Annotated in this window: 17 protein-coding genes; 11 read left to right on the top strand and 6 right to left on the bottom strand. The window is 50.1% G+C overall.

From position 1 onward, the window contains the following. Positions 1 to 15 precede the first annotated feature (15 nt). Positions 16 to 1,017 carry a 1,2-phenylacetyl-CoA epoxidase subunit PaaA gene (gene paaA, locus AC2D8L_RS09675; protein WP_484685276.1) on the bottom strand — a complete coding sequence of 334 codons (1,002 nt, stop codon included), beginning with the start codon at positions 1,015 to 1,017 and terminating at the stop codon, positions 16 to 18. 85 nt (positions 1,018 to 1,102) lie between these two features. On the opposite strand from paaA, the gene AC2D8L_RS09670 reads away from it, so the two are divergent. Continuing rightward, positions 1,103 to 1,537: a PaaI family thioesterase gene (locus AC2D8L_RS09670; RefSeq protein ID WP_484685275.1), complete on the top strand. Its 435-nt coding sequence runs from the start codon at positions 1,103 to 1,105 to the stop codon at positions 1,535 to 1,537. Between the two features lie 29 nt (positions 1,538 to 1,566). On the opposite strand, the gene AC2D8L_RS09665 is transcribed toward AC2D8L_RS09670, so the two are convergent. Genes AC2D8L_RS09665 through AC2D8L_RS09650 form a run of 4 tightly spaced genes read right to left on the bottom strand, consistent with a single transcriptional unit; the run spans position 1,567 to position 7,730 of the window. After that, positions 1,567 to 2,436 carry a PaaX family transcriptional regulator gene (locus AC2D8L_RS09665; protein ID WP_484685274.1) on the bottom strand — a complete coding sequence of 290 codons (870 nt, stop codon included), beginning with the start codon at positions 2,434 to 2,436 and terminating at the stop codon, positions 1,567 to 1,569. Positions 2,437 to 2,442: 6 nt separating this feature from the next. Beyond that, positions 2,443 to 4,482: a phenylacetic acid degradation bifunctional protein PaaZ gene (paaZ, locus tag AC2D8L_RS09660; RefSeq protein ID WP_484685273.1), complete on the bottom strand. Its 2,040-nt coding sequence runs from the start codon at positions 4,480 to 4,482 to the stop codon at positions 2,443 to 2,445. A 9-nt stretch (positions 4,483 to 4,491) separates the two neighbouring features. Next, positions 4,492 to 5,709 (bottom strand): cytochrome P450, encoded by a 1,218-nt coding sequence (locus AC2D8L_RS09655; protein ID WP_484685272.1) that lies wholly within the window; start codon positions 5,707 to 5,709, stop codon positions 4,492 to 4,494. Beyond that, positions 5,706 to 7,730 carry an FAD-dependent oxidoreductase gene (locus AC2D8L_RS09650; protein WP_484686385.1) on the bottom strand — a complete coding sequence of 675 codons (2,025 nt, stop codon included), beginning with the start codon at positions 7,728 to 7,730 and terminating at the stop codon, positions 5,706 to 5,708. Before AC2D8L_RS09650 ends, AC2D8L_RS09655 begins: the two co-directional genes overlap by 4 nt. A gap of 148 nt (positions 7,731 to 7,878) precedes the next feature. Here AC2D8L_RS09650 and paaG point away from each other — a divergent pair, with 148 nt between their 5' ends. The 10 genes from paaG (at position 7,879) to AC2D8L_RS09600 (ending at position 16,555) form a co-directional block, all read left to right on the top strand. Further along, on the top strand, positions 7,879 to 8,670 hold the full coding sequence (gene paaG / locus AC2D8L_RS09645) for a 2-(1,2-epoxy-1,2-dihydrophenyl)acetyl-CoA isomerase PaaG (RefSeq protein WP_484685271.1): 792 nt from the start codon (positions 7,879 to 7,881) through the stop codon (positions 8,668 to 8,670). Further along, positions 8,670 to 9,104 (top strand): hydroxyphenylacetyl-CoA thioesterase PaaI, encoded by a 435-nt coding sequence (gene paaI, locus AC2D8L_RS09640; RefSeq protein ID WP_484685270.1) that lies wholly within the window; start codon positions 8,670 to 8,672, stop codon positions 9,102 to 9,104. The genes paaG and paaI overlap by 1 nt, the downstream gene beginning before the upstream one ends. Next, positions 9,101 to 10,306, top strand: a complete 1,206-nt coding sequence (gene pcaF, locus AC2D8L_RS09635; RefSeq protein ID WP_484685269.1) for a 3-oxoadipyl-CoA thiolase — start codon at positions 9,101 to 9,103, stop codon at positions 10,304 to 10,306. The genes paaI and pcaF overlap by 4 nt, the downstream gene beginning before the upstream one ends. A 14-nt stretch (positions 10,307 to 10,320) precedes the next feature. Continuing rightward, positions 10,321 to 11,637 carry a phenylacetate--CoA ligase PaaK gene (gene paaK, locus AC2D8L_RS09630; RefSeq protein WP_484685268.1) on the top strand — a complete coding sequence of 439 codons (1,317 nt, stop codon included), beginning with the start codon at positions 10,321 to 10,323 and terminating at the stop codon, positions 11,635 to 11,637. Beyond that, positions 11,637 to 12,239: a TetR/AcrR family transcriptional regulator gene (locus tag AC2D8L_RS09625; protein ID WP_484685267.1), complete on the top strand. Its 603-nt coding sequence runs from the start codon at positions 11,637 to 11,639 to the stop codon at positions 12,237 to 12,239. The genes paaK and AC2D8L_RS09625 overlap by 1 nt, the downstream gene beginning before the upstream one ends. A gap of 83 nt (positions 12,240 to 12,322) precedes the next feature. Continuing rightward, entirely contained in the window at positions 12,323 to 13,339 is a 1,017-nt protein-coding gene (locus tag AC2D8L_RS09620; RefSeq protein ID WP_484685266.1) for a TRAP transporter substrate-binding protein, read from the top strand. Between the two features lie 79 nt (positions 13,340 to 13,418). Further along, a complete protein-coding gene (locus tag AC2D8L_RS09615) occupies positions 13,419 to 13,925 on the top strand; it encodes a TRAP transporter small permease (RefSeq protein ID WP_484685265.1) in 507 nt (168 codons plus the stop codon). Beyond that, positions 13,918 to 15,231: a TRAP transporter large permease gene (locus AC2D8L_RS09610; RefSeq protein ID WP_484685264.1), complete on the top strand. Its 1,314-nt coding sequence runs from the start codon at positions 13,918 to 13,920 to the stop codon at positions 15,229 to 15,231. Before AC2D8L_RS09615 ends, AC2D8L_RS09610 begins: the two co-directional genes overlap by 8 nt. A 134-nt stretch (positions 15,232 to 15,365) precedes the next feature. Beyond that, on the top strand, positions 15,366 to 16,106 hold the full coding sequence (locus AC2D8L_RS09605; protein ID WP_484685263.1) for a helix-turn-helix domain-containing protein: 741 nt from the start codon (positions 15,366 to 15,368) through the stop codon (positions 16,104 to 16,106). A 68-nt stretch (positions 16,107 to 16,174) separates the two neighbouring features. Further along, the gene (locus AC2D8L_RS09600) at positions 16,175 to 16,555 is read left to right on the top strand and encodes a VOC family protein (RefSeq protein WP_484685262.1); all 381 of its coding nucleotides are present in this window, start codon (positions 16,175 to 16,177) and stop codon (positions 16,553 to 16,555) included. 109 nt (positions 16,556 to 16,664) lie between these two features. Here the strand turns inward: AC2D8L_RS09600 and AC2D8L_RS09595 are convergent, their stop codons facing one another. Further along, entirely contained in the window at positions 16,665 to 17,378 is a 714-nt protein-coding gene (locus AC2D8L_RS09595) for an HAD family hydrolase (protein WP_484685261.1), read from the bottom strand. Positions 17,379 to 17,433: the final 55 nt, after the last annotated feature.

Genomic DNA, 17,433 nt, shown 5'->3' with positions numbered 1-17,433 from the left:
CTTAATTCTTGTGCGCTATTCAGCGGCTTGTTTGGTTTGGCGTGCGGCTCGCTTTTCTGCATGAGCAAGCGCGGCTTCGCGTACCCATGCTCCGTCTTCCCAAGCTTTCTTGCGGTCTTTGATGCGGTCGCGGTTCATTTGACCGCCGCCTTTTACTGTCCGCCAAAACTCGTCCCAATCAATTTTACCGTGGTCATATCCGCCTTTGCCGCCATTCTTTTCCGGGTTCCACTTAAGGTCCGGATCAGGAACAGTGAGGCCCAAAAACTCGGCTTGCGGCACGGTGGCGTCGATGAACTTTTGACGTAATTCGTCATTGGAAAACCGTTTGATCTTCCATTTCATGGACTGCTCTGAATGGCTTGAATCCGCGTCATGCGGGCCGAACATCATCAAGGCGGGCCACCACCAACGGTTGATGCTGTCTTGCGCCATTTCTTTTTGCGCGTCCGTACCATTGCAAAGTGTAATCAGAATTTCATAGCCTTGGCGCTGGTGAAAACTCTCTTCTTTACACACCCGGATCATGGCGCGGGCATAGGGCCCATATGAACAACGGCAAAGCGGTATTTGGTTCATAATGGCTGCGCCATCAACCAGCCAGCCGATCGTGCCCATGTCCGCCCATGTAGGCGTTGGGTAGTTGAAAATGGACGAGTATTTCGCTTTGCCCGAATGCAATTCTTCGGTCATCTGTTCGCGTGTGACACCAAGTGTTTCTGCTGCAGAATAAAGGTAAAGTCCGTGCCCGCCTTCGTCCTGCACTTTGGCAAGCAGAGCAGCTTTGCGGCGCAGCGACGGCGCACGTGTAATCCAATTGCCTTCGGGTAACATGCCCACAATCTCGGAGTGTGCGTGTTGCCCTATTTGGCGTACCAATGTTTTGCGATAGCCTTCTGGCATCGCATCATTTGGTTCAATCTTTTCTTCCCGGTCAATACGGGCTTGGAAGGCGGCCAGAAACTCTTCAGATTCTGTTGTCTTTCCGTCCGCACCAATCAATCCTTGTGAATACATATTGGCATCCCCTTACGTTCCTGATAATAATATGTGACAAAAAATTACATATCAAGTAAATTTTGTAACATATTGGAGAGATGGGATGGAAAATCGGCTAAATTCAGCTGAACTTGAGGGATTGATTAGCGAGATCTGTGCGCCGTGGGTGCAAGAGTTGGGTATTAAGGTGCTGACGCTTGATGATGACAAGATACAATTCATCATGCCAGCGACGGAAAAAATCTTGCGGCACAAAGGTCCGAACGGCGCTTTGGTGAGCGGGCAGGCCCTGATGGCGGGTTCTGATACGGTTTCGTTTTTGGCGCTGAGTTACCTCAATGGCCGTTTTCGTGATTGCGTGACCGTTGATATGGCCACCAACTTCATGCGGCCTCTACCGGCTGGCAATGTTGTTTACGACGTCGACGTGCTTTCGAACGGCAGAAGGTTGGCCACCACGCGCATCGATATTCGGGCCGAGAGCAGCGAAAAAATTGCGACGACTTCAACGGGCGTATTTGCCTACATCGAGGACTAGGGTCCAGATCAAAAATCTTCTCGCATTAGTCAAACGGAAAAGCGGCGCGACAATTCAGTTTGCGCCGTTTTGTTTGTTGCGCCATCCCACCAATGTTCTGAATTTGGAAGCACAGCGCGATAGAGTTTTGCCACCATTGCGTGACAATCAGCACCTGGCCAATCCTGAGGTAATAACTCATGTGGAAGTGGTGGTTGCTTTAAGATCAAACGTCGCCATTCGTGAATAAGCAATAGACGCGTGCAAAGTGCTTCCAGTGGAGTGAAATATGCCAACTCACTAGAAGCATTTGCGACGGGCGCGAACCGTTCGGTCATATCCGCATAATTTTTCTTGAGCTGATCAAGTTCCAATCGTGCGCTGATCCAATTGGGTAAATTGTGCTCGGCGCATTCGACCAACAACAAATCCGCATCGCGGATCTTACTGCGTGTTGCATCATTAGGATCAGCAAACAAGGCAACTCCGTTTCGAAGTGGCAGGCCGCCCATTTCCGTCAAAATCGAGTTTTGAGCTTCGCGCGCATGGCCAACCACGTTTGGACCAATGGCGAGGTAAATTGCTTTTGGGGCAGGTGCGTATTCTGCGTGATAGATTTTTTGTGTCGCAGGCACAAAACTATTCAAACCTGCTTCTGACAATTGGTAAAAACTATTGCGCCCCTGCTTTTGGCGGGTCACCCAGCCTTCTTTCGCTAGCCGTGACATGGCCGTTCGCACCGCACCGCTTTCGACGCTGAGGGCACCAAGAATATCGTGCAAGTCTGACATGGCGACCACCCCGCCGCGGGGCTGAATGGCGTCGCCAAAAATGGTGATCACCATAGACCACACGCGCAAACGACTATCTGAATGTAGATGGTCGATCAACGGCTTAATCAGTTGGTTCGTTGGGCTCATGCCCTCCTATGTACGCTCAAATGCGACCATGGTCAAAAGCTCATATTCGGCAACTTGTTCATCTTCTTGGTTGAACATATTGACGTGCCAACGCACTTCGCCATACTCGTCAGTTCGCTTGGTTTTGCGTTTCACGGTTAGGCTAACGCGCACTGCATCGCCGGGGCTGACAGGCTTTTGGAAAGATAAATCGTTCAGGCCTGTATTGGCCAAAACAGGGCCAGGATTGGGCTCAACAAATAGACCCGCGGCAAAGCTGAGCAGCAAATACCCATGGACGACGCGCCCCGGGAAAAACGGATTGGCTTGAGCCGCATCTTCGTCCATATGTGCATAAAATGTATCGCCGGTGAAGTGGGCGAAATGTTCGATATCTTTAATACTCACTTTGCGTGAGGCGGTATGCACTGTCTCGCCAATTTGCAGCTCATGGAATGTGCGCGTAAAGGGGTGTGCGGGTGGGTCAATAAAGGCCGCACCCTTCACATATGTGCCGCCAATGCCGGTTAGAATGTCTGGGCTGCCTTGTACCGCAAGGCGTTGCATATAATGGGTCACACCGCGGACGCCACCCAGTTCTTCTCCGCCGCCTGCGCGACCTGGGCCACCATGAACCATATGAGGAAGCGGCGAGCCGTGACCGGTCGCCTCATTCATTGAAGCGCGGTTGTTGAAATATAGACGCCCGTGGAACGGGCCTGCCTTGATGGTGATTTCCTGCGCAACTTGAGGGTCGTTCGTCATCACAGAAGCGACCAAAGAGCCGCCGCCTTTGTTCATCAATTCAATTGCGTGGGCGAGATCGCGATATCCCATCACCGTTGCGACGGGGCCAAATGCCTCTGTCGAATGCACGATGGAAGCGCTGTCCGGGTCTTCACAATGGAAGAGCATTGGCGCGACGAACGCACCATTTTCCAGCCCCTCACCATTCAGGTTCAAACCATCCTGATTGCCATAGGCAAGTTTACATTCAGTGCCAATCTCGGCCGCCTTTTCGAGCACGTCGCGTTTTTGATCCAACGACGCGAGCGCACCCATGCGCGTGCCTTCAACTGATGGGTCACCAATTGTTGTTTTGTCCAACCGTGCACTCATCGCCTCGATGACATTTTGCACCTGATCGTTCGGCACAATCATCCGGCGGATGGCGGTACATTTTTGTCCCGCTTTCGTGGTGATTTCGCGTGAGGCTTCTTTGATGAACAAATCAAATTCTGGCGTGTCCGGTGTAGCGTCTGGGCCAAGAACTGAGGCGTTCAAACTATCTTGCTCGGAAACAAAGCGCACAGAATTATCAAGTATGTTTTTGTTCGCACGAAGAAAAGATGCAGTGGCTGCTGAACCCGTAAAGCTCACCACGTCTTGGCAATCAAGCCGATCTAAAAGATCACCGGTGCCGCCACATACAAGTTGAATCGCGCCTTCAGGCAAAATGCCGCTTTCCACCATCATCTTCACACATGCTTCTGTGAGGTATGAGGTGGAGGTTGCAGGTTTTACAATTGCTGGTACGCCAGCGAGCAATGTAGGTGCCAATTTTTCAAGCATGCCCCAAACCGGGAAATTGAAGGCGTTGATATGCACCGCAACCCCAAGCATTGGCGTGCAATAATGCTGGCCCAAAAAAGTGCCGTTGCGCGACAAAATTTCTAGATTGCCATCAGGATATATATGGGCGTCTGGCATTTCGCGACGACCTTTGGATGCGAACACAAACATGGTGCCGATACCGCCATCGATATCCACTTTGCTATCCGCTAGTGTCGCGCCGGTTTTGTATGAAAGTTCATAAAGCGGGTCGCGACGATCATTCAAATAGGTCGCGAGTGCTTTCAGCATCCGCGCCCGGTCATGAAATGTCATGGCCCGCAAAGCGGGTCCGCCCTTTTGCTTTGCGAAATCCAGCATGCCTTGGAAATCTAAACTGTCTGATCCAGCCTCTGCCAGTTCCGCGCCCGTTACCGCAGAATAGATTTTTCTGGTTCGGCCGGACGGTGCAACCCATTGGCCGCCCGCATAGCTTTCAAGTTGCATCAACGTCATTTCTAACCCCTAGTTCAGTGTCGCCGGCAATTTCGCATAACCACGGAAGCGCAATCGGCCACCCAGTTCTGCGTTGCCAGTCAATTTGTAATTTGGAAAACGTTTAAGGAAGCGATTTACCGCAATTCGCCCTTCCATCCGCGCGAGCGAAAACCCGACACAAAGGTGTGGTCCGCCTGCAAATGCCAAATGGCGATTTGGTTTGCGCATCAATTTTAACTCGTCCGGATCTTCAAACTGCGCTGGGTCTCGATTGGCCGCGCCGATGATCAGGTGAAGGTTGGTGCCTTTTGGAATTTTGATCCCGTCAATCTCTATATCTGCCGTCGTTTCGCGATTGCCCAATTGATTGGGCGACAAATAACGTAGGAACTCATCAACGCCGGTTTTAATGATGTCAGGATTGGACTTAAGCGCGTATTTTTGCCCCGGATTTTCATGCAGTGCTGCCAAGGCATTGCCAATCAAATTCGTCGTTGTTTCATGGCCCGCATTGAGAATAAAAATGCAGTTTTGTAGCAACTCGGTTTCGGACAGTTCGCCTTCTTCACTCTGGATGAGGCGGGTCAACACATCAGTTTCAGGATTGCCCGGATTTTTTCGGCGATCATCTGCAAGGTCTTTCAAATATGCCTTGAAATTGGCAACCGCCTTGTTGCCAATGCGCAATTGTTCTTCGCTGAGGGTCGGCTCAAGCGCACCCAATATCGCAAGCGACCAATCGCGCAATGGTTCGCGATCTGCCATTGGCATATCAAACATATTGCCGATAATTTGAATTGGGATCTTGCTGGCAAAATCCTCGATTAAGTCAACTTCAACTCGGCCAGCCATCTGTTCCAAAAGCATGTCGATTGTATCGATCAGCCCAGGCTCCATATTCGCGATGGCTCTTGCGTTTAGCGCGCCAACCATGATTTTGCGAACGCGTGTGTGCAAAGGCGGATCGTTGAAAACAAGAGACGTTGTATGGTGCTCATATAAGGGCGCACTGCCACCAAATTTGGGCAGAAAGGCTTGCTTTTTGTCAGAAGAATAAAGGGTCGTGTCGCGATAAATTCGGTCTAAATCCGCATATCGTGACACAAGAAATGAACCGTCCGGCTGTGGGCAAACCGGTGCATATTTCAGCAATGCTTGATAGAAAGGAAATGGATCTTGAACAAACCCTTCGGGCGGGTTTGTAAGGTCAAATTCTTCTATCATTTCACGACTGATTTCGCTCATTTTAATCGCTCCGAAACGGTCCAGCTATTTGGGCTTTGCGCAACAACATCCGCCATCGAGGTTTTGATGCGTTCAATGCCTAGCTCTTGGCCATAATGCATCGGGCCGCCCCTCCAGCGGGGGAATCCATAGCCATGAATTTTGACCAAATCGACATCCAAATCGCGTTCGGCAATACCTTCTTCGACAATTCGCGCGCCTTCATTGATCATGACGGCGAGCAACCGATCAATGATATGCTCGTTGGTAAATGCCTGTCGGTTCACGCCCGCAATTTTCGCTTCTTGTTCAATCAATTCCGTCACGTAGCCATCTTCGTGCGGTTTCCGGTCGCCGTCTTCGTATCTGTACCAACCCATCTTGCTGCGTTGGCCAAATCGTTCTGCCTCACACAAGAGGTCGCCGATGCGCACATAGCGCTCATCAGCAGGGCGTGTTGGGGCTTGGCGTTTACGGTTGGCCCATGAAATTTGCAGGCCCGTTAAATCCTGCAATTCATAAGGGCCCATCGGCATGCCAAATCCGCGCATTGCATCGTCGATTTGCTTGGGCGTACAACCGTCCATCAGCAAATAGTCAGCTTGGCGACGATAGGCAGACAGGATGCGATTGCCGATAAATCCATCGCAAATGCCGGACAAAACGCCAACCTTGCGTGACCTTTTTCCAAGGTAGAAGCCTGTGGCCAACACATCTTTTGATGTCGTTGGCAACTTCACAATTTCCAGCAGCTTCATGATGTGTGCTGGCGAGAAAAAGTGCAGTCCAATAAAGCGCGATGGGTTGGTGATCCCATCAAAAATCTGGGTCGGATCTATATAGGATGTGTTGGTCGCCAAAATGGCGTCTTCGCGCATATGAGCGGCGAGTGATTGGAAAACCTGTTGCTTGACGCTCAAATCTTCAAACACGGCTTCAATGGCAAGGTCTGCATTTGCAGATGCCGCATAGTCGTCTGACGCGATCAAAGAAGCTTTAAACCTATCAGCCTTGTCAGCAGAAATTTTGCCGCGTTTTACGCCACCCGCGATTAGACCTTCAATGCGTTCACGACCTGCATCTACAGCGTCTTGATCACGTTCAATGAGTGTGACCTGATAACCTGCGTTAAGGCACGTAAAAGCAATGCCGGCACCCATAAGACCGCCGCCAACAACCGTGATGTTCTTCACATCAATTGGCGAGCCGCCATCGATCGCTTTGGGTTTGCCTACCGCGCGTTCAGAAAAGAAGGCATGGCGTAACGCTTTAGATTGCGCGCTGTCGCGCAGTTCAAGATGTAGCGCGCGTTCTTTTGGTTGGCCTTCACTAAAGGGCAGGGATGCAGTCCATTCAATTGCCCGCAAATTATCCAGTGGCGATGTTTGGCCTTTGGCCCGTTTTGTTATTTCCTTGCGCTTAGTCTCAAAATAATCCGGCGCAACGGCAGCTGGTGTACGGGCACTTAGCGGTGAAGGAACAGGTGGTAAATCCGATATGAATGTACGCGCGGCATCGACGGGGTCACCTTCAAAAACAAGATCCAATCCACCCAAATCATAGAGCTTTTGCGCATCAATCAGTTGGCCGGTGGTTGCCAATTCAACTGCCGCTTCAATGCCAATCAGACGCGGAAGGCGCTGCGATCCGCCAGCGCCTGGTACAAGGCCCAAATTCACTTCGGGTAGGCCGAAACGTGTGCCTTTTTGTGCTATGCGAAAATTGCAAGCCATCGCCAGTTCAAACCCGCCGCCAAGGGTCGTGCCATGCACGGCTGCAATCCAAGGAACAGTGCTATCTTCAATCTCTTGATAAACATCGGGCAGGTGGGGAAGTTGAGGCGGTTTTCCAAATTCTGAAATGTCGCCTCCGGCAACAAATGTCTTTCCCGCGCAATAAACAATCGCAGCTTTTACACTAGCGGCTTCTGCTTCTTTTACAGCATTTGCTAAACCAATGCGCACCGCAACACCAGTCGCATTGACCGGTGGATTGTTGATTTGAACGAGTGCTAATTCGCCTTCAATTTTAACCTGAACCACGTCCGACAATATTGTTCCCCCAAGCAGGTCAAATTCAAATTTCGATCATATATTGACCAACCAGTCGGTTTATGTAAAGCTAAATTTAACGATGAGGAATTTGCTTGAGCTAAGCACTTGATTGGCTTGAGTATATGGGGAGGATCGTGTGAGCGAGACAATTAAGGTTGCCAAGAATGAAGGTTGGGTCGAGATTTCGCTCAACCGTCCTGACCGGCTAAATTCGTTCAATGATGAAATGCATGCAGCTTTGCAATCGGCGCTGCGTGAGGCAGATGAAGACGACAGCATCCGGGCAATTTTGCTAACCGGCTCTGGTCGTGGCTTTTGCGCCGGACAGGATTTGGATGCGCGAGATCCGCGCAAAATGACTTCGCCGCCGGATCTGCAGGCGACCATCTCCAATTTTTACAATCCTCTGGTTCGCCTTATTCGGTCCATCAATAAACCGGTCGTTTGTGCGGTGAATGGTGTGGCGGCTGGTGCTGGTGTCAACATCGCTTTGGGTTGCGACGTGGTTTTTGCAGCTGAAAGTGCAAAATTTATTCAGTCATTTGCCAAGGTTGGACTGGTGCCAGATGCAGGCGGAAGTTGGATTTTGCCTCGCCTGATAGGCGAAGCGCGCGCAAAATTTATCTGCATGACCGCGACCCCGGTTGCTGCAACCCAAGCGGTTGAATGGGGTATGATTCATAAAGCCGTTGCAAACGATGATTTGATGGAAGAAACGCGCGAATTTACGGCGCAGATGGCTCAAGGCCCAACCTTTGGTTTGGGGATGATGAAGCAAGCGCTGCAATCCTCATTCGATCACACTTTGGACGAGCATCTTGATGTTGAAGCGCAAATGCAGGGGCGTTGCGGACGGTCTAAAGATTATGCAGAAGGCGTAAGCGCTTTCTTGGATAAGAGACCAACAAATTTTGGTGGGGTCGAATAATGTCACCACAAGAACGGGCGCAAAAAGCTTGTCAGATTATGTGGGACAATGATTCTGCATCTCAGCGCATGGGCATGAAGCTGGAAGCCGTCGGGCCGGGTTCAGCGACGCTTTCCATGTCTGTCGGCGATGATCACCTAAACGGTCACAAAATTTGCCATGGCGGGTTTATCTTCATGTTGGCAGACAGTGCATTTGCCTTTGCGTGCAACAGCTACAATCAACTGGCTGTAGCGCATCAGAACTCAATCACCTTTGCCGCACCCGGCTATAAGGAAGATGTGTTGACTGCAAAAGCAATTGAGGTCGGGCGTACTGGCCGCTCCGGCGTATATGATGTCACTGTAACAAATCAAAAAGATGAGGCGCTGGCACATTTTCGTGGCCATTCGCGCACCATCAAGGGAACACATTTTGAGGAGAATGAGGCGTGAACGAAGCCTATTTATGCGAGGGTTTTAGAACGCCGATTGGCCGATTTGGCGGGACCCTCTCATCCGTGCGGCCAGACGATATGCTGGCGCACGTGATCAAGAAGACAATGGAAGCAGCACCCGGCCTTGATGCTCAAGCCATTGATGATTGCTATATGGGCTGCGCCAATCAAGCGGGCGAAGACAACCGCAACGTTGCACGCATGGCGACGCTTCTTGCAGGCCTATCAACTTCTGTTCCCGGCACGACGATCAATCGACTTTGCGGCTCTGGTATGGACGCAGTTGGCATGGCCGCGCGGGCAATTAAAGCGGGTGAAGCTGAAGTCATTTTAGCCGGTGGTGTGGAAAGCATGAGCCGGGCTCCGTTTGTGATGCCAAAGGCAGACGCAGCGTTTTCGCGCAAGGCAGAAATCCACGATACAACCATCGGCTGGCGTTTCGTCAACAAGCTGATGAAAAAACAATATGGCATCGACTCGATGCCAGAGACCGGTGAAAATGTTGCAGAGGAGTTTGCCATTTCACGTCAGGACCAAGACGCTTTTGCGCTTCGCTCGCAAGAAAAGGCAGCAAAGGCCATTGCTTCGGGTCGATTGGCACAAGAGATCGTTTCAGTTGAAATTCCACAACGTAAAAAAGACCCGATTATCTTTGCGCAGGATGAACATCCACGCGCAACCTCGCTTGAAAAACTTGGATCACTTGGCACGCCCTTCCGTGAAGGTGGATCTGTAACCGCGGGCAATGCGTCTGGCGTGAATGATGGTGCAGTTGCGATGATCATTGCTTCAAAAGCAGCGGTTGAAAAATATGGGCTTACGCCGAAAGCAAAAATATCTGGTTTGGCCACAGCAGGCGTTGAACCACGCATTATGGGCATCGGGCCTGCGCCGGCTTCGCAAAAGCTTTTGGATCGTTTGGGGCTTAAAATCACAGACATTGATGTGATTGAATTGAATGAGGCGTTTGCCTCCCAAGGCATCGCCGTTTTGCGTCAATTGGGGGTTGCTGAGGATGCTGATTTCGTAAATCCGAACGGTGGCGCCATCGCGCTGGGACACCCGTTGGGCATGTCAGGCGGACGACTTGCATTAACCGCGGCGACTGAATTGGTAAATTCTGGGGCCAAACGAGCTTTGTGCACAATGTGTATAGGTGTTGGCCAAGGCATCGCTTTGATGCTTGAGCGCGTAGAATAATCGGGGCAGGAAGAATGAAAGACTTAACACCAAACAAGGCTGACCTGGATTCGATTGAAATCGCTTCGCGTGATGAAATTGGTGCGCTTCAGTTGAAGCGCATGAAAGCCACGTTGGCGCACGCCTATGGCAATGTGCCGTTTTACAAGAAACAGTTCGACGATGCTGGTGTGCACCCGGATGACTTGAAGTCCTTGTCGGATTTATCCAAGTTTCCGTTCACCGTTAAATCTGACCTGCGTGACAATTATCCGTTTGGCATGTTCGCGGTGCCGCGCGAAGAAGTCGTTCGTATCCATGCCTCGTCCGGCACAACGGGTAAGCCGACAGTTGTTGGGTACACCAAAAACGACATTGATACATGGTCGTCTGTTGTTGCCCGGTCGCTGCGTGCATCTGGTGTGCGCAAAGGCGATATTCTGCATAACGCATATGGCTATGGTCTGTTCACCGGCGGCTTAGGCGCGCATTATGGTGCGGAAGCACTCGGCTGTTCTGTTGTGCCAGTATCGGGCGGCATGACTGCGCGTCAAGTTCAACTGATCGAAGATTTTCAGCCCCATGCAATCACGGTCACGCCGTCTTACATGTTGGCCGTGTTGGATGAGTTCCGCAAACAAGGTATCGATCCGCGCGAAAGTTCGCTGGAGGTCGGCATTTTTGGTGCTGAACCGTGGACGAATGCAACGCGCAAAGAAGTTGAAGATGCCTTCGACATGCATGCGGTTGATATTTACGGACTATCTGAAATTATCGGACCCGGTGTCGCTAACGAGTGCGTCGAAACAAAAGATGGTCTGCACATCTGGGAAGATCATTTCTACCCTGAAATCATCAATCCTGAAACGGGCGAACTGGTCGCGGATGGCGAGGAGGGTGAACTGGTGTTCACATCCCTAACCAAAGAAGCACTGCCTATCATTCGCTATCGTACACGTGATTTAACGCGGCTTTTGCCGGGCACTGCTCGCTCCATGCGCCGAATGGAAAAGATCACTGGGCGATCCGACGACATGATCATCTTGCGCGGCGTCAACGTGTTTCCAACACAGGTTGAAGTGCAGGTGTTGGCGGTCGAAGGACTTTCACCACATTTCCAGATCGAATTGAGCAGAGTTGGGCGCATGGACGCTATGGCAGTTCATGTAGAAGCAACCCCTGCAGCAGCCTCGAACGAGCAACGTGAAGCATTGGGTAAAATGCTGACCAAGAAGATCAAAGACAATATTGGCGTTTCAGCCCGAGTGAGTGTGAAAGCGCCCGGCGGTGTTCAAAGATCACAGGGCAAAGCCGTTCGCGTCATCGACAATCGGGCCAAGGGGGCAGTATAGTGGTTCGTACTATCGCGAAAGATCACGAAGAAAAGCGCCTGGCCATCTTGAAGAAGGCCGCTAAGTTTTTTGCGAAAAACGGGTTTGATCGTTCGTCGATGAGCCAGTTGGCCATTGAATGCGGTGTTTCTAAAGCTTTGATTTATCACTATTATCAAAGCAAAGAAGTGTTACTTTACGATATCATCTACACTCACCTTAAAGATCTTGTAGATGCAGTTGAAGTGGTAGCAAAAGTTGAAGATCCCGAACAGCATCTGCGCAATTTGGTGCATGCAATTCTAGATCAATATCGTGATGCGGATGCCGAGCATAAATTGCAGCTTGAAGCCACGACCTCATTGCCACAGGCCAATCAAAAAACACTCGCTGATATGCAAAGACAGTTGGTAGTTACACTTTCGGATGCAATCAATGCAACTTCTCCGATGTGTTTTGAGCAACGTGAAGAGACGCTAAGACCAATCACCATGTCACTATTCGGTATGCTAAATTGGTTCTATCTTTGGTATCGGCGCGGCAAAGGAATGACGCGTTCAGATTACGCCGATCTAGCAACTGATTTGCTTTTGGGCGGAATAAGAGGATTGGAGAAACGCTGAGTTTCACGATTCACGAAAGAAGCGGAATGAACCAATTTGTTAGGTTCTTCCACACGGAGAAGAGTTCATTCAGGGAGGTAGTAATGAACAAATTTGTTAAACTCGCAGCGGCAGCCGCCGTTGCTATTACCACAAGCACAAGTGCTTTTGCTGCGGATCACAACCTAACGATTTCTAGTTGGACTGGTCCAGGCCATGGCATCAACGCCATCATGTGGCCAAACCTTATTAAGATGATCGAAGAAGCGACTGACGGCAAAGTTAGCGCGGAAGTGAAACTTGGTTTGGCCCCGCCACCTGCCCAAATGGATTTGGTGATGGATGGCGCTGCCGATTTGACCATCATTTTCCACGGCTATCAGCCCGGTCGCTTTGTCGGTACAAAACTGATTGAGTTGCCTGGTTATGAAGGCAATGCAGAAGCCGCTTCCGTTGCCTACTGGAATGTTTATGAGCAGCATCTTGCAAAGCTAAACGAGCACCGCGGCGTGAAGTTGATTGGTCTTACAACCCACGGCCCGGGGCAAATCCACTCCAACAAAGAAGTGAAAACGCTTGCCGATCTAGATGGTCTTAAGACACGTCTTGGCGGTGGTGTTGCAAGTGATGTTGGTCGCGAGTTGGGTTTGATCGGTATACAAGTGCCTGCGCCAAAGGTTTACGAAACACTTGCATCTGACAGTGCTGACGCCGTGGCTATGCCATGGGAAGGTCGTAAAGGCTTTAAGCTAACTGAAGTTGCGAAAAATGTTTACGAAATGCCTGGCGGTTTCTACCGTGGTTCATTTGCGTTCCTTATGAGCCAAGAAACATTTGATGCATTGCCAGCTGACATTCAAAAAGCATTGGACGAAAAAGTGTTTGGTGCACCAACAAGTCGCATGCTGGGCGCTGCTTGGGACGAGATCGACAATATTGGTCGCGCAGCGACAGACGAAGCTGGCGACAATGTTGTCACCGTTGCAAGCGAGCAAGATGTCAAACTCTACGGTTTGCATGCGAACGAAATCAGGAAGAAAGTTTTTGCTGAAATTAGTGCGCTAGGTGTCGATGCTGAAGCAGCCTACGACATGGTGAAGTCAGATATGGCAGCACAATAAGTGCAGTTGATTTGACTAATTGGTTTGGCGCGGGTCTGTTTGACCTGCGCCCAATTATTGTAGACCCTAGGAAATTCGCATGAATTCTGTCCTGAAACTGATCAGTAGACTTTCGCAAATACCCATTCTTCTCGCATCGGCAGTTTTGTTTTTGTTGATGGCGATGACATTCGCCGATGTCGTTTTGCGGTCAACGTTCAATTCGCCAATTGAAGCCGCCACAGAATTAACGCGTATGTTTATCGCGATCATTGTGTTTTTGATCCTGCCGATTATCAGCGGCCGTCAGGAACATATTGTCGTTGATCTTGCAGATCCACTTTTTAAGAGCGACTGGTCTGTGCGCATTCGCGACACGATCATCAATTTGGCGTGCGGCGCGATGTTGTTTTTGCCAGCACGGCAAGTGGTTGTTCTTGCAGAGCGTGCCCGGTCTTACGGAGACGTGACAGAATATCTTGCAATTCCTCAATTCTATATCGGATGGTTTATCGCCATTATGACATTTCTTAGCGCCTTTGTTTTGATCGCGCGTGGGCTGATCACCTTGTTTGCCCCTCAACTGTTGGAGCAGCCAAATGATTGAAGCAGCTATTGGGTTTGCCGCCGTATTGGTTTTGGTGCTGTTGCGTATGCCGATCGCCTTTGCAATGGGCTTGGTCGGCATGGTCGGCTACATGCACGAAACAAGCTTTCGTGGTGCCATTTCCATGGTGTCACGATTGATCATCGACACGTCTCAAGATTACGGGCTGTCGGTTGTTCCACTTTTCATTCTCATGGGGCTTTTCGTCAACAAGGGCGGCATCGCTCGTGAGCTTTATCAAGTCTCCTACGCTTTTTTAGGTCACCTTCGTGGTGGGCTCGCCATGGCCACAATTCTCGCATGTGGCGGCTTCGCTGCGATTTGTGGATCGTCATTGGCAACCGCAGCGACCATGTCAAAAGTGGCGATGCCGCAAATGCGCAAATATGGATATGCGGATAGTCTATCAACGGCCTCAATTGCCGCTGGTGGCACACTTGGCATTCTTATTCCGCCGTCCGTTATCTTGGTGATTTATGGACTTTTGACGGAAACATCGATCGGCAAATTGTTCATCGCGGGCATTATCCCGGGCCTGCTGGGTATTTTGTTTTACCTATTCGCCGTCGGGTTCACCGTATCGCGAAACCCAGAATCTGGTCCGGCAGGCGAGCGGACCAATTGGGTCGGACGGTTTGGCGCGCTGAAAGGCGTTTGGGCCGTTTTGCTTTTGTTTTTCATCGTTATTGGTGGGCTTTATGGCGCGCTAGATGTGTGGCCAATTCACCTGACATTCTCGCCGACGGAAGCGGCTGGAATGGGCGCAGCGGGCGCTTTCCTAATTGCTTTGTTCCGTGGAAACCTAAGTTTTGGTGCGGTGCTTGAGGTGCTTAAAGAAACAGCCATCACAACGGCGTCCCTGTTCAGCGTGTTGATCGGCGCGTGGATCTTCTCCAACTTCATCAATGTTGCGGGACTGACCGAAGGCTTGCGTGAAATGATCACGTCATATGATCTCGCCCCTTGGATGGTCATGGCCATCATTTTGGGTATTTACATCATGCTCGGCATGATCTTTGAGAGTCTTTCAATGCTGCTGCTCACAGTACCGATCTTCTTCCCACTTGTTGTCGGTCTAGGGTTTGACCCCGTGTGGTTCGGTGTGGTTGTCGTGGTGGTAACAGAGATCAGCCTCATCACCCCGCCGGTCGGGCTGAATGTGTTTATCCTAAAAAACGTTGTTGGAGATGTATCCACTGCAACAATCTTTAAGGGCGTGACCCCATTTTGGGTAGCCGATATCATCCGGCTCGCCCTTTTGGTTGGTATTCCAGCTTTGTCTTTGTTCTTGCCTTCGCAAATGTAGAACGGACAGTTCCAGCACGAATTGGAGGGCCGCTCTTGCGGCCCTTTGTTTTTTGTGGTGCAGGGTACTGGTCGCCTCGGGTATAACAATATGATAATGGACTTGAATAAAAGAGCATCAGAAGCACCGCAAACATGTACAATCCAAAAGGGAACAGCAGAGAAAAAACTGTTCAAGAAGTGCAATTTGTTGAGGTGGAACCTCCAAGCCACTTGCGGAGTATTGTTCATCGATATTTGGATGTGAAAACTCAAGGTGAACTTATCGCTGACTATCGGTTTCACGCGTTACCGGATGCCTGTACCTATATTGTTTTCGATCAATTAAACTCAGAAGTGACGGGCCTTACTAAACTACGAGCTTCGTCCGAAGAACTAAATTTGGGCAAAGCATTTCACTTCACAAATATCAGGTTTTTGCCCGGCGTGTGGCAACGGGACAAGTTGCCGGTATCTTACGGCATGGTGGCTGAGCCATATGACGGGGACTTGCCTCTCATCGATATCAATCGCGAACTTTCCAGTGTCGACTTTGTTGAAAGACAAACGCTGTTAAACAAGTTTGTGGAGACACTAGTTGATCAAAAATTGGTTGTAGCGAACCCCGTTACTGAGCAGATATTTTTGCATATTGATGATATTCATTCGGTCGCCGACATGGCTGAAGTTTCCAGCATTTCAGCTCGACAATTGCAACGCATCCTCAAACAAACAACAGGGTTTGCACCACACGACTTTCTGAAAGTATTACGTTTGCAACAAGCGCTAAATGGCGAGCCCTCTCTGTCTTATGCAGACCAGTCCCATTTCATTCACTCGTTTCGAAATGCTACCGGATACACACCTGGCAAATATGCCAAGAAATTCGATGTCTGATATCTACAATACACTCCAATCCCCGCTTGCTAATCATCTGCCATAACCAACGCCAAAAGGAGTTTGATATGGCAATGATGAATGCAGTGGGATGGTTCGACATTTATGTAAATGATCTGGACCGTGCGGTAACTTTTTATGAAGCCGTTTTGGGCAAGAAGCTTGAAGCAATGGGTGACCCAACAGGTGAAACTCAAATGATGAGCCTTCCAGCGGACATGAATTCCTACGGCGCCGCTGGCGCGTTGACAAAGTCAGAACATGCTGGCCCAGGCGTTGGTGGCACTGTGGTGTATTTTTCTGTCGATGATTGTTCGGTTGAGGAAGCAAAAGTCGCCGGAGCCGGTGGCAAGGTCATTCGGCCCAAATTCTCAATCGGCGAGTTCGGTTGGGTTAGCCTGTGCCGAGACACCGAGGGTAATATTTTTGGGTTGAACTCTTTGAAGTAGGAATATTTTGTTGAACAAAAATCCTGCCATGAATTAGGGGCCGCTAAGACGGCCCCTAATTTGGGTTTTAAATTCTCATTTGAGATCATTGTCCGTTAGGCAAATTACTTCATTTCGGCATGGGCCCAAAAAAGTGATCGATCTCTGCTTTAAAATGCAAAAGGCTTGGCAGGATCGCAACGCACATGGCGGCGATTTCGTCTGTTGGGTCAAGCATATCGGGCACCATCACTGTGGCAAGCCCGGCGGCGCTGGCAGATCGAACGCCATTATGGCTATCTTCGAACGCGATGCAGTTCTGTGGTTTTACCCCAAGTCGTGCCGCGGCGGTCAAAAATGGCTCGGGGTGCGGTTTGCCTTTAGTGACATCCACGCGGGTGACAATTGTGTCGAAATAGTCGTGCAGGCCAACTTGTTTGAGATGCTTGTGGGCCGCATCGCCAGTTGATGTGGCAACTGCGATCGGTACGCCCCGTGTGCTTAGCCCTGTGACCAATTGTTGAGCACCATGCTTAAGGGGAATGCCTTGTGCCATTTCTTCATGGGCACGTGTGACCAATATATCTTCAAACTTTTCAACCTGAAAATCTGTGCCGAAGAACCGATGATAGATCGCGACGTTTTCAGTCTGTGGAATGCCAACAAATGCAGCAAACATATCGTGGGTCATTTCAAGTCCCCACTCTGTACAAATTTGTTGCATGACGCGTTTATATACCCGTTCCGTATCGAGCAGCAGTCCGTCCATATCAAAAATGACCGCATCGACCTTATCAGGCCAATTACCAAGCTGGTTTTCAATTGCGTTGTCGATAGCGTTCATGTTTCACTTCTTAAAACGAGTATTTGGATTTCAAATCAGTTTCTGCCTTAAGGAA

The organism is Maritalea sp. YIW29 (assembly GCF_057219265.1).
This window is presented reverse-complemented; position numbering and strand designations above follow the sequence as displayed.